This window comes from Microbacterium sp. MMO-113, from assembly GCF_037148555.1.
Lineage (GTDB): Bacteria > Actinomycetota > Actinomycetes > Actinomycetales > Microbacteriaceae > Microbacterium.
This window is the reverse complement of record NZ_JBBCTD010000004.1, coordinates 523,723-537,046: the sequence shown is the minus strand read 5'-3', so window position 1 is coordinate 537,046 and position 13,324 is coordinate 523,723. Positions and strand designations below refer to the sequence as shown.

Sequence of the window (13,324 nt, the reverse complement as noted above, 5' to 3'; positions counted from 1 at the left end):
CTGGGCGCCCGGCGCGAGCGACGACGCCGCTTCCGGACACGTCACCACCGGAGCCGTCCCCGTTCCCGAGAACGACGTCTCGGTCACCGTCGCATCCGTGATGGTCACGTTCCCGGTGTTCGTCACGAGGAACGAATACGTGATCGTCTGCCCCGCAGCCGTGATCGTCGACCGATCCGCCGACTTCACGACCGTCAACGCCGGCTGCGGGTCTCCCGGAATCTGCACCGTCGACGGCGGCGACACCGGCGGCTCGCCGGACGGCGGCGTGCCCGTCGCCGTCGCCGTGTTGGTGAGTCGCCCGGCATCCACGTCGGCCTGGGTGAGCGTGTAGGTCGCGGTGCACGTGACCTGTGCGCCCGGAGCCAGCGACGCCGCACCGGCCGGACAGGTGATCGGCGACATCTCGCCCGACCCGGAGAACGCCGTCTCATCCACGGTCACGTCGGTCAGCGTGACGTTGCCCGTGTTGGTCACGACGAACGAGTAGGTGATCTCCTGGCCCACGTCGTAGTCTGCCGCGGTGCTCGGAGAGGCCGACTTCACGACCGTGATGCCCGGCGACTCGATCGAGGGCACCACCACGGTCGACGGCGGCGACACCGGTGGTGTGCCGGGACCGGGCGGGTTGCCCGTCACCGTGGCGGTGTTCGTGACACCACCGGCGTCCACGTCCTCCTGCGTCACCACATACGGCGCGGTGCACGTGACCGTGGCTCCCGGAGCGAGCGACGCCGCCCCCGCCGGGCACGTCACGACCGGCGGCGTCCCCGTCCCGGTGAACGCGGCCTCGGTGACGCCGACATCGGTCAGGGTCACGTTGCCCGTGTTCGTGATGAGGAAGGAGTACGTGATCGTCTGTCCGGCGGCCGTGATCTCCGTCCGGTCGGCGGTCTTGGCGACGGTCAGGGACGGGGCGGGCGGGACCGTGACGATCGCGGTCGACGGCGGCGACACCGGCGGCTCGGTCTCCCCGGGGGGTGTGCCGGTGGCCGTCGCGGTGTTCGTGATCTGGCCCGCATCGATGTCAGCCTGCGTGGTGGTGTACGTCGCCGTGCAGGTGATCTGCGCAGAGGGCGCGAGAGACGCCGCACCTGCAGGACAGGTGATGGCCGGCGCCGTTCCCGTCCCCGTGAAGGCCGTCTCGGTCACGGTCACCTCGGTGAGCGTCACGTTGCCTGTGTTCGTCACCAAGAAGGAGTACGTGATCGGCGTGCCGACCGTCGACACGGTGGCGGGATCGGCCGACTTCACGACCGTGATGGCCGGCGATTCGATGGCCGGCACCACGACGGTGGACGGTGGTGACACCGGCGGCTCACCACCTCCGGGCGGGTTGCCCGTGCCCGTGGCCGTGTTCGTCAGCTGTCCCGCGTCGATGTCAGCCTGGGTCACCACGTACGGTGCCGTGCAGGTGACCGTGCCACCGGGAGCGAGCGATGCCGCACCGGCGGGGCAGGTCACCACAGGCGGTGTCCCGGTGCCGGAGAACGACACTTCGTCGACTCCGACGTCCGTGAGGGTCACGTTCCCGGTATTGGTGAGCAGGAAGGAGTACGTGATCGTCTGACCAGCTGCGGTGATCTCGGTGCGGTCCGCCGTCTTGGAGACCGTCAGTGCGGGCGCGGGCGTGACCGGAATCTCGACCGTCGACGGCGGCGACACCGGCGGGGTGCCCTCGGGTGGGGTCCCGGTGGCGGTCGCCGTATTGCTGAGCTCGGCGGTGTTGTAATCGGCTGCTGTGACCGTGTAGGTCGCCGTGCAGGTCACCCGTGCCCCCGGGGCCAGTGACGCCGCGCCGGCCGGGCACGTCACGTCGAGCGGACCGGTACCCGAGAATGCGCCCTCATCCACGGTGACGTCGGTCAGCGTCACATTCCCGGAGTTCGTGACCAGGAAGGAATAGGCGATGGTCTGACCCGCACCCGTGATGGCCGTCGTGTCAGCAGACTTCTCGAGCGTGATCGCCGGTGCCGGGTCGACCGGCACCCGGACGGTCGACGGCGGGGAGACCGGGGGGACGAGCGATCCGGGCGGCACGCCGGTCGCGGTGGCGGTGTTACTGACCGATCCGTTGTCCACGTCGGCCTGGGTCAGGGTGTAGGTGGCCGTGCAGGTCATCTGCGCCCCCGGCGCGAGCGGCGTCGACGGACACACGGCGGGCGAGAGCGAGCCGGACCCGTCGAAGGCGGTCTCGTCGATCGAGACGTTCGTCACCGTCACGTTGCCCGTGTTGGTGACGATGAAGGAGTAGTCGATCACCTGGCCGACCACGAAGTCGTCCGGACCGGACGGCGTGGCCGACTTCTGAACGGTCAGCGAGGTGTTGCGTGTCGCCGTGACGACCGCGGTGCTCGGAGTGCTCTCGACCGGAGTGTTGGCAGCCGAGGTGCCGGTCGCGACCGCCGTGTTGGTGATGGTCCCCGCATCGACATCGGCCTGCGTCGGCGTGTACGTCGCCGAACATGTCGTGCTCTCCCCCACCGCGAGGGCGGTGGCGGCACAGGTCACGGCCCCGATCGTCCCGGTGCCGCTGAATGCGGTCTCATCGATCCCGATGTCCGAGATCGCCACGTTGCCCGTGTTCGAGACGGCGAAGGTGTACGTCACGGGCTGGCCGGCCGCGGTGATCGTTGTCGGGGTGGCCGTCTTGGTGAGCTCCAGGACCGGAGCGGCTGCGGTGATCGTGAGGGCGTAATCCTCCACCTCTCCCGGTCCGCCGGTCCCAGTGGGCGTTGACGTGGTCAGCGTCGACCCCGCGCCGATCCGGAATCGCGCGAACGTCTGTCCGGCGACCGTCTGCGGGGCGATCCCCGACCAGGTGAGGGTGAACGACGATCCGTCGGGAGTGCCCGCCGGCACGACCACGGATGCCCCTTCCGTGGCGTCGAAGACACCGTTGCGGTTGAAGTCGACCCAACCGACCAGGGTGGCCGGAAGTCCGGACAGCTTGTTCGACGCGAGGACCGATACAGAGTACGAGCCCGTCACACCCGCGATGATCTCTCCGAACGCCGAGACCGCAGTCTCATCATCGATGGTCTGGTTCGGAGCCGTTCCCCCGACGACGTTGTCGCCGGTGGCCGAGGCGTTCGACTGCATCGACGTCTCGGCGTCGGCCGACCAGCCGAGGTAGGTCGCCGCGTTCAACTCCTGCGATACCGAGCCGTAGCTCGCCGGGGCGTCGCCGAAGTCGTCAGCGATCGTGGTGCACGAGGGGGTGAATCCGTCGATGCCCTCGCCACCACCTTGCGCGCGATAGCCGCGGACGAGGATGTCGCTCACCCCCGTCGTGCCCCCGGGCCCGCATTGCGGAGTGGGCGTATCGAGACCGCCGGTGGTGTTGAGATTCTCGCCCGCCGTAAGGACCGTCGGCGTGGCGGAGAGGTCGATGCGGAGCTCACCCGTCGCGGTGAGCACGAGCGGCCGACAGGTGATCTGCACCGACGAGGGCCACCGGTTCGTCCCGTCGCCGACGAAGGTGGTGCCTGTGATGCGGTGGACGACGGTGTTCGCCGGGCACACCGCGGTCTGCAAGTCTCCTCGCCCTTGATCGTAGGTGGGCCCGGTGAGCCATGTGGGGCTCACCGCCGGGGTGATCGTGCCGGCGTTCGAGACGGTGATCGTCGCACACTGCAGGCTCAACCGCACGAGGATCGCATTGGAGTTCGTCGGACTGACGTTCTGCCGGTTCTCCGTCTGCACACCGGTGAGCACCGAGTTCGCCGGGCACTCCGTGGGAGCGTTGAAGTCCTTGTCGGAGCCGATCGTCGTCCCTTCGTACGAGACGCCGAGGTACAGCTGCGCCGGGTCGCCAGGCGCAGCTGTGGCCGGAAGCACCGGCGCGACGAGCGATCCGAGCACGAGGGCGAGCATTGTCGCGACCGCCCACGGTCGCCGCGGCGACAGCAGCCGCCGGCGTCTTCTCCGGTCCTGCTGTGTCTCATCGCGCTGTGGACTCGATTGCTGCGAAAACAGCATGAACACTCCCCTGTTCTGCGCCCAGTTCACCCACCCCTCCGAACTGAGATATCGCTGAGAGTAGGGCGAGAGGTGCGGAATCTCCATAGCCACTTTCATCCACCAAGGATGAGGACGTATGTCACTGGTCGGACGGGGAAGACACCGGTCAGCCGCGGAGGATCGCGGGGAAACAGAAAGAGCCGGTCAGATTCTGACCGGCTCTTTCATGAATGTCTCGCTGTGCGCGAGGGGGGACTTGAACCCCCACGTCCATAAGGACACTGGCACCTGAAGCCAGCGCGTCTACCATTCCGCCACTCGCGCGAGCGCCTCGTTCCGAAGAACTCAACTTTCCGAGGATATCACGCGTTTTCGCCCGCGTTGCACACCCCGGCACGGGCGTCGGCGGCGTTCCCCCAGGTCACCTGGCTACGATGTCCCTACCGGTCGGCATGCCAGAGGAGCCCAGTGGGACTACTTGACAGCTTTGAGAAGGGTCTCGAGCGCGCAGTGAACAGCGCGTTCGCGAAGACCTTCCGCAGCGGCATCCAGCCCGTGGAGATCGCTTCGGCGCTGCGACGCGAGGCGGATACCACTGCGGCCGTGGTGAGCCGTGACCGCATCATCGCGCCCAACAACTACGTCGTGCGCCTCAGCCCCGACGACGCGGAGCGCATGCGCGGGCTCGGCGGCGCTCTGACGGACGAGCTGCACGCGCTCCTCACGAAGCATGCGAAGTCCCAGGGCTACAGCTTCGCCGGTCCCCTCACCATCACGCTCGAAGCGGACGACAAGGTCGCCACCGGCACCGTCCGCGTCACCTCGGGCACCGTCGAAGGACGCGTGAGCTGGCAGGCCGTGGTCGACGTCGATGGACGCCGGCACACCCTCACGCGTGCCCGCACAGTGATCGGCCGCGGCTCCGATGCCGACATCACCATCGCCGACGCGGGCTCGAGCCGTCGTCATGCCGAGATCCTCTGGGACGGCGAGCGCGCCATGCTCCGCGACATGGGGTCCACGAACGGTACGAAGGTCGACGGGCAGAAGCTCCGCGAAGCCGCCCTCCCCTCCGACACCACGATCACGATCGGTCGCACCGATCTCGTGTTCCGCATCGTCCCCGTCGCCACCCCGTCGCGGTCGTCTCGCCCCGACGACGACGCGACCCGCGTGTTCGGAGCCCTCGGATGAGCGAACTGGTCCTGCTCCTGCTCCGCATCGGCTTCCTCGTGCTGATGTGGTTCTTCGTGTTCGGGGTCGTCTACTCCCTGCGCGCCGATCTGTTCGGGGTGCGCGCCCGCAAGCTCCCCGCCGAGGCGACCGCGGGAGCACCGGCTGCTGCCGCTGCGGCACCGGCCGCTCCGCCCCGTCCCTCGTCGGCACGACCGTCGACCGGCCCCGCGACCGTGGCGACGGCGAAGCGCCTCGTGATCACCTCCGGACCGAAGGCGGGCCTCGAGCTCCCCCTCGGCTCCGACGCGATGACGATCGGCCGCTCCAGCGAATCCGCCCTCGTGATCCGCGACGACTACACCTCCAGCCACCACGCCCGACTCCTGCTCCGCGGCGACACCTGGGCGATCCAGGACCTCGACTCGACGAACGGCACCTTCGTGGCCGGCCAGCGGGTGACGGGCGGCCCGGTCTCCCTCAGCCTCGGCACCCCGGTCAAGGTCGGCGCGACGACGTTCGAGCTGAGGGCCTGACGCCGGCATGGTCTTCGAAGGCTCGAGCGCCGCGATCTCCCACACCGGGAAGGTCCGCTCCAACAACCAGGACTCCGGGTACTCCGGGGCGAACCTGTTCGTCGTCGCCGACGGCATGGGCGGACACGCGGGCGGCGACGTCGCCTCCAGCATCGCCATCCAGCGCATGGAGCCGCTGGACCAGCCGTACTCCTCCACGGAGGACGCGCAGGCCGCCCTCCAGGCCGCCGCCACGACAGCCGCGGGCGATCTCATCCGCGCCGCGAAGGATCGTCCCGAGCTCGCCGGGCTCGGCACCACGCTCAGCGCGATCATCATGGTCGACGAGTACGCCGTCATCGGCCACATCGGCGACTCGCGCATCTACCTCTACCGCGACGACGCGCTCACGCAGATCACCGCGGACCACACCTTCGTGCAGCGGCTGGTCGACTCCGGCCGGATCACCCCGGAAGAGGCCAGATACCACCCGCGTCGGTCCGTGCTCATGCGTGTGCTGAGCGACATGGACGCCGACCCCGAACTCGACATGTTCGTCATGCACGCGCAGCCCGGCGACCGCTGGCTGCTGTGCTCCGACGGCCTCTCGGGCGTCGTGGACGAGGCCCGCATCCTCAAGGCCATGCAGCTCGGTCTCGCCCCCGGCCGCACAGCCGACAACCTCCTCAAGCAGGCGCTCGACGGCGGCGCCCCCGACAACGTCACGATCGTGATCGTCGATGTGGGCGGACAGCACCCCGTCCACTCCGGCACCGCCACGATCGTCGGCGCGGCGTCGAACCCGTCGGGTGTCTACGTGCCGCCGGTGCGGGCCCCGCGGAGCAACTGGCTCCACCCGGTCCGCCAGGCCGCGAACGAGCCGAGCCACTTCGAGCCGGCACCCGAGTACCTCGAGGAGCTGATCGAGGAGGACCGCCGTCGCGCCAAGCGCCGCCGGCTGGGCTGGATCGCCGGAACGCTCGTGGCGCTGGCCATGCTGGGCTTCGCCGCATTCGCCGCCTACAGCTGGACGCAGACGCGCTACTTCATCGGCGCCGATGAGGACAGCGTCGTGATCTTCCAGGGTGTGCAGCAGAACATCGGTCCGATCACGCTGTCGACACCGGTCGAGGACACCGAGATCCTCCTCGCCGACCTGCCCCCGTATCAGCGGGCATCGGTCGAGCGCACCATCAGCGCGCGCTCGCTCTCGGACGCCATGGCCATCGTGGACCGTCTCCGCACGGGCGCCGAGGCGAACATCATCGAGCAGACCCCGCTGCCCACGCCGCTCCCCTCCCCGAGCGCGACGCCCTCGGGAGGTGCGGGGTGAGCACCGACGTCCAGGCCGACACCACGGTCATCAAGGCTCTGCGCCGCCTCCGCATGCCGCAGACGCAGCGCAACCGCGAGTTCTGGCTGCTCCTCTTCGCCTGCGCGATCAGCGGCGCCGCCCTCACCCTCGTCCAGCTCGGCGCTCTCGGCACCATCGACCCGATGATCCTGGCGATCGGCGGCGGGCTGGCGGCTCTGGCCTTCGCCCTCCACATCGTGCTGCGCTTCGTGGCAGCCGATGCCGATCCCTTCGTCGTCCCGATTGCGACGCTGCTCACCGGACTCGGCGTCGCGATGATCTACCGGATCGACATCGCCTTCGCGAACACCGGGTGGAACGCCTACTCCACCAAACAGCTCGCTTGGACCGCCATCTCCCTCGCCGGAGCGATCACGGTGGTCATCCTGCTGCGCAACTACCGGATCCTGTTCCGGTATACCTACATCTTCGGCCTCGCCGGAATCCTCCTGCTGCTCCTGCCGTTCGTTCCCGGGCTGCGGATCCCCGATGCGAACGCGCAGGTGTGGGTCTCGCTCGGCGGCATGTTCGCCTTCCAGCCCGGAGAGCTCGCCAAGATCTGCCTCGCGATCTTCTTCGCCGGCTACCTCGTGCGGACGCGGGAGAGCCTGACGTCGGTGGGAAAGCGAGTGCTCGGGATCACCTGGCCGCGCATGCGCGAGCTCGGACCCGTGCTCGTCGTCTGGCTCGTCTCTCTCGGCATCATCGTCGTCCAGCGCGACCTCGGCACCGGAACGCTCATCTTCGGCATGTTCGTGGCCATGCTCTACGTCGCCACCGGCAAGACGAGCTGGGTGCTCATCGGGCTCGGCCTCGTGGTCGCGGGCGTCGCCGCCGCGTCCCAGATCCTCAGCTACGTGCAGGGGCGCTTCGTCAACTGGCTGTTCCTCTTCGACTCCTCGAAGGTCGACCCGGACGGCGCCGGCTATCAGCCCATGCAGGGGCTCTTCGGGCTCGCCCGCGGCGGGCTCATCGGCACCGGCTGGGGGCAGGGTCGCCCGGAGATCACGCCGCTCGCGCACAGCGACTACATCATCACGAGCCTGGGCGAGGAGCTCGGTCTCATCGGCCTCTTCGCGATCCTCTGCCTCTACATGGTTTTCGTCAGCCGCGGCGTCCGCATCGGTCTCGCCGGTCAGGACGACTTCGGCAAGCTGCTCGCCACGGGCCTGTCGTTCACCATCGCGCTGCAGGTGTTCATCATGGTCGGCGGTGTCACGCGGGTCATCCCGCTGACCGGTCTGACCACCCCGTTCCTGGCCGCCGGTGGCTCGTCGCTCGTCGCGAACTGGCTCATCGTGGCACTCCTCCTCCGCATCTCCGACGGCGTCCGCCGTCAGCCCCGGGTGGTGATCGGCTGACATGACACGAGAACTCCGCAGACTCAGCATCGTCATGCTGTTCATGTTCATCGCGCTGTTCGCCGCGACGAGCTGGATCCAGGTCGTCGAGACGGACGACCTGTCGCAGAACCCGCACAACAAGCGCACCCGGCTGGACAGCTACGAGATCCAGCGCGGCGCGATCATCGTCGACGGCACGGCGATCGCCAACTCGGTCCCCAGCGACGACCAGTACCGATTCCAGCGCGTGTACACCGACGCCGAGATGTGGGAGCCCGTCACCGGCTACTTCAACCCCGCGCTCGGCTCCAGCACCGGGATCGAGGAGGCGATGAACGCCGACCTCTCCGGAACCGGCTCCAACGCGTTCTTCGCAGAGATCGAGCGGATCCTCTCCGGTCAACCACAGCGCGGATTCAGCGTCGAGCTGTCGTTGAACACGGCAGCGCAGCGCGCCGCCACCGAGGCCCTGGACGGCCTGCAGGGCGCCGTCGTCGCGATGGACCCGAAGACCGGGCGCATCCTCGCGCTGGCGTCCACTCCGGGCTTCGACACCAACAGCATGGCGACCCACGACGCGAACGCCGCCAACGCGACCTACGACCAGCTCGTGGCCGACCCCGGCAAGCCGCTGTCGAACCGCGCGATCGCCGGTGATCTCAATCCCCCGGGGTCGACCTTCAAGATCGTCGTGGCGGCGGCCGCCTACGCCAGTGGCGAGTGGACGCCGGAGTCGACCCTCCCCAACCCCGCCTCGTACACGCTGCCGGGCTCGAACAGTCGCGTCTCCAACGCGTGGGGCGGCACCTGCGGCTCCGGCGCGACGGTCACGATCGCCGAAGCGATCCGTCTCAGCTGCAACATCCCCATGGCCGAGCTCGCGGTCGAGCTCGGCGATGACACGATCCGGGAGATGGCGGAGAAGTTCGGGTTCAACCGTAGCTTCGACATCCCGCTCACCTCGACGCCCTCGAGCTACCCCCAGGGACTCGACGACGCGCAGACCGCCCTCACCGGATTCGGGCAGGGACAGGTGACCGCGACGCCCCTGCAGATCGCCATGGTCTCCGCCGGCATCGCCAACGACGGCGTCGTGATGAACCCGCAGATGGTCGACGCCGTGATCGGCAACGACCTCTCGGTGATCCGGTCGTTCGACAGCACCGAGTTCGGCCGCGCGATGGAGCCGGACGTGGCGGACGAGGTGACCTCCGCCATGGTGGCCAGCGTCTCAAACGGCGCGGCGCAGGGTGCAAGAATAGACGGGGTCGACGTGGCCGGTAAGACCGGAACGGCGGAGAACGGAAACAGGCCGCACACGCTGTGGTTCACGGGGTTCGCCCCCGCGGACGACCCCGCGGTCGCGGTAGCGGTCGTCGTCGAGAACGGCGGCGGACAGGGTCAATCAGGAAGCGGGGACACCATCGCCGCTCCGATTGCGAAGAAGGTCATAGAGGCGGTGCTGGGCAGATGAGGCCGACGCAGGGTGTGTCGTTCGGTGGTCGCTACGAGCTGCAGTCGCGGATTGCGATCGGCGGCATGGGCGAGGTGTGGGAGGCGACGGATCACGTCATCGGGCGCACCGTCGCCATCAAGATCCTCAAGGACGAGTACATGGGGGACCCCGGGTTCCTCGAGCGATTCCGCGCGGAGGCGCGTCACGCCGCGCTCGTCAACCACGAGGGCATCGCCAGCGTGTTCGACTACGGCGAGGAGAACGGCAGCGCCTACCTCGTCATGGAGCTCGTTCCGGGTGAAGCCCTCTCGACGATCCTCGAGCGGGACGGCGCGCTGAGTGCCGACAAGACGCTCGACATCGTCGCGCAGACCGCTTCGGCCCTCCAGGCCGCACACGCGGCGGGTCTCGTGCACCGCGACATCAAGCCGGGAAACCTCCTCATCACGCCGGACGGTCGCGTGAAGATCACCGACTTCGGTATCGCCCGCATCGCCGATCAGGTCCCGCTCACGGCGACCGGGCAGGTGATGGGCACAGTGCAGTACCTGTCGCCGGAGCAGGCATCTGGCGACCCCGCCTCCCCTGCGACCGACACGTACTCGCTGGGCATCGTCGCGTACGAGTGCCTCGCCGGCAAGCGCCCCTTCACCGGCGAATCGCAGGTGGCGATCGCCATGGCGCAGATCAACGAGCAGCCGCCACCGCTGCCGCCGACGGTGCCGATCCCGGTGCAGAACCTCGTCATGGCGATGATCGCGAAGAAGCCGGCGGACCGCCCGTCCTCCTCGGCCACGGTCGCCCGGGCAGCCCAGGCCCTCCGCCGCGGAGACCTGAACTCCGCCGCCATCGCCGTGCCCGCCATCGCGACGGGCGGCATCGCCGGGGACGACGACGCCACGCGGATGCTGACCGCGACCGGCGACGACGGCACGACGCGAATCCTGCCCACCACCGCGCAGCTGCCCACCGACGAGGCCGTCGCGGAAGAGCAGGAAAAGAAAAAGAAGAAGAAGAGCGCCTGGACGTGGCCGCTGATCGCGTTGCTCGTCCTGCTGCTCATCGTCGTCGCCGGCACGCTGTGGGCACTGTTCGGCAACCAGGGCAAGGACGCCGACCCCGACCCCACCGGGTCCGTGAGCCGCACACCCACGCGGGTCGAGTCCGAGACGCCGACCCCGCCGCCGACTCCTGAAGAGACACGCGTCGACGTGACCGCTCTCGGGCTCAACGGCATGGACTGCGGCACCGCCACCGCGACGCTCAAGGAAGCCGGGTTCTCCGACATCGCCTGCGGTGAGGGCGACCCCGCCCCCACCGACGGCGATGTCGGCAAGGTCTACCGGGTGCAGCCGGAGGGGAATGTCGCGACCACGACCCCCATCGCCCTCACGGTCTACGCGGGCCGCACGCCGTTGCCGACGCCGACGGACGTTCCCACGATCACCGGCGACCCGATCGCCGGCAGCACCGTGACGATCTCCTGGGGCACGGGTTTCACCTGCCCCAGTGGCACGACGCTGTCCGGCTACGTCGTCTCGCTGCAGAACGGCACCTTCGCTTCGGGTGGGCCGAACTTCCAGCCGACGGAGCGCAACGCGCAGGTGACGGTCGGCGACGCCGTGGGGAAGCAGCTCATCGCGACGTATCAGGGACTCTGCTCCGGTGGCGACCAGCGCACGTCGAACGCCTCCCCGCCGCTGTCCGTCACGATCGTGGCCCCGGAGGACGGCGCGGGTGACGGCGAGGACGGCGCCCAAGGGTAGCCTGAGTATCCAGTCCAGCCATAGTCGTTTCCAGGGGGTCATCCGTGTCCACAGAGCCACGAGTCATCGCGGGCCGGTACCGCGTCGACGAGCTCATCGGGCACGGCGGGATGGCGAAGGTGTACCGCGGGTACGACCTGACCCTCGGCCGCGAGATCGCGATCAAGATCCTCGATCCTGATCTCGCCCGCGACACCAGTTTCCGTACCCGGTTCCGGCTGGAGGCACAGTCGGCGTCGCGCATGTCGCACCCGTCGATCGTGCGGGTGTACGACGCCGGCGACCCCTCCACGGTCGACAGCTCCTCGGACGAGCCGCCGTACATCGTGATGGAGCTGGTCAAGGGCACCCTGCTCAAGAAGATCATCGCCGACGGCCCCGTGCCCGTCGAAGATGCGGTGCGCTACGTCGACGGGATTCTCGAAGCGCTGGACTACTCCCACCGCGCCGGAGTCGTTCACCGCGACATCAAACCGGGCAACGTCATGGTCACCGACAAGGGCCAGGTGAAGGTGATGGACTTCGGCATCGCCCGCGCGGTGTCCGACTCCTCCTCGACCGTGGCCGAGACCACTCAGATCATCGGCACTGCCGCCTACTTCTCGCCCGAGCAGGCCAAGGGCGAGCCGGTCGATGCTCGTGCCGACCTCTACTCCACAGGCGTCGTGCTCTACGAGCTGCTGACCGGACGGCAGCCGTTCCGCGGCGAGTCGCCGGTCGCCGTCGCCTACCAGCACGTCAGCGAGACACCCGTCCCGCCCTCCGAGGTCAACGAGGAGTCGCCCGCAGCCCTCGACCCGATCGTGTTGCGCGCCCTCGCGAAGGACCCGTATCAGCGGTATCCGGACGCCGCCCACTTCCGCGCCGCTCTGGACGCCGCGGTGACCGGCGCCGCCCCCACGCGCAAGCAGATCGGCGCCCTGACGAGCGAGCTCTATGGACCGAGTCCGCGCCAGGCGCAGGAGACGGCGCGGTCCCTGCGACAGCTCAGCACCGACACCACGATGGCCCGCACACAGTCGGGACCGCCCGTCGCGTGGATCTGGGCGGGAGTCGCGCTGCTGGCGGTGCTCCTGGCATCCGTGCTGTTCTGGGTCTGGACCATCAGCATGCGCCCCGCCGACGTGCCGAGCACCTCGAGGCTCGTGCCTGATCTGACGAACGTCGCCTCGGAGCGCGCGCAGGACGACCTCGCCGAACTGGACCTCTCCTCGAAGATCGTCATCGAATCGAGCCCGTCGATCGCCGAGGGCAACGTCATCCGCACGGATCCCGAGGGCGGCGTGTCCGTGGAGAAGGGCTCGACGGTCACCCTCTACGTGTCCTCCGGCGAGGAGACGGTGGTCGTGCCGAAGCTCGAGGGGATGTCCCTCGATGCCGCGACGAAGGCGCTGAAGGCCGCCGGCCTCGAACTCGGCACGGTGACGCGACGCAATGACAAGGGTCTCGCCGCCAACACGGTGATGACGGCGAGCGAGCAGGCGGAGGCCGAGGTGGCTCCGGGCACCGTCGTGAACCTCGAGGTCGCCAGCGGGAAGGTCACGCTGAACAACGTCGTCGGCTGGTCCATGGACTCGGCGACGCAGGCGCTCGACGACCTGGGACTCACTCCGGTGCCGACCGAGGCGCCGGAGTGCCCGGCGACGGATCCGGCGACGGTGCACTCGATGTCCATCGCTCCGGGCGATGTCCCCGTCGGGTCGTCGGTCGAACTCCGCTACTGCACCGGGTCCTGACGCGGCACGCGCCGCGGC

At 68.9% G+C, this 13,324-nt stretch carries 8 protein-coding genes and 1 tRNA gene; 7 read left to right on the top strand and 2 right to left on the bottom strand.

What is annotated here, in order from left to right:
- The coding region (locus WFJ36_RS16335) for a beta strand repeat-containing protein (RefSeq protein WP_336643711.1) at positions 1–3,876 on the bottom strand (3,876 nt) is incomplete at its 3' end.
- A gap of 328 nt (positions 3,877–4,204) precedes the next feature.
- Positions 4,205–4,287: transfer RNA gene (locus WFJ36_RS16330), tRNA-Leu, on the bottom strand.
- Between the two features lie 144 nt (positions 4,288–4,431).
- Here WFJ36_RS16330 and WFJ36_RS16325 point away from each other — a divergent pair.
- Genes WFJ36_RS16325 through pknB form a run of 7 tightly spaced genes read left to right on the top strand, consistent with a single transcriptional unit; the run spans position 4,432 to position 13,306 of the window.
- Positions 4,432–5,157 carry a DUF3662 and FHA domain-containing protein gene (locus tag WFJ36_RS16325; protein WP_336643710.1) on the top strand — a complete coding sequence of 242 codons (726 nt, stop codon included), beginning with the start codon at positions 4,432–4,434 and terminating at the stop codon, positions 5,155–5,157.
- Entirely contained in the window at positions 5,154–5,672 is a 519-nt protein-coding gene (locus tag WFJ36_RS16320; RefSeq protein WP_071329751.1) for an FHA domain-containing protein FhaB/FipA, read from the top strand. Before WFJ36_RS16325 ends, WFJ36_RS16320 begins: the two co-directional genes overlap by 4 nt.
- A 7-nt stretch (positions 5,673–5,679) precedes the next feature.
- Positions 5,680–6,984 (top strand): PP2C family protein-serine/threonine phosphatase, encoded by a 1,305-nt coding sequence (locus tag WFJ36_RS16315; RefSeq protein ID WP_071329752.1) that lies wholly within the window; start codon positions 5,680–5,682, stop codon positions 6,982–6,984.
- Positions 6,981–8,366: an FtsW/RodA/SpoVE family cell cycle protein gene (locus WFJ36_RS16310; RefSeq protein ID WP_071329753.1), complete on the top strand. Its 1,386-nt coding sequence runs from the start codon at positions 6,981–6,983 to the stop codon at positions 8,364–8,366. The genes WFJ36_RS16315 and WFJ36_RS16310 overlap by 4 nt, the downstream gene beginning before the upstream one ends.
- Position 8,367: 1 nt before the next feature.
- Positions 8,368–9,822 carry a peptidoglycan D,D-transpeptidase FtsI family protein gene (locus tag WFJ36_RS16305; RefSeq protein ID WP_292786534.1) on the top strand — a complete coding sequence of 485 codons (1,455 nt, stop codon included), beginning with the start codon at positions 8,368–8,370 and terminating at the stop codon, positions 9,820–9,822.
- On the top strand, positions 9,819–11,570 hold the full coding sequence (locus tag WFJ36_RS16300) for a serine/threonine-protein kinase (RefSeq protein WP_336643709.1): 1,752 nt from the start codon (positions 9,819–9,821) through the stop codon (positions 11,568–11,570). Before WFJ36_RS16305 ends, WFJ36_RS16300 begins: the two co-directional genes overlap by 4 nt.
- A 44-nt stretch (positions 11,571–11,614) precedes the next feature.
- Positions 11,615–13,306 carry a Stk1 family PASTA domain-containing Ser/Thr kinase gene (gene pknB, locus WFJ36_RS16295; RefSeq protein WP_071329756.1) on the top strand — a complete coding sequence of 564 codons (1,692 nt, stop codon included), beginning with the start codon at positions 11,615–11,617 and terminating at the stop codon, positions 13,304–13,306.
- Positions 13,307–13,324 lie beyond the last annotated feature (18 nt).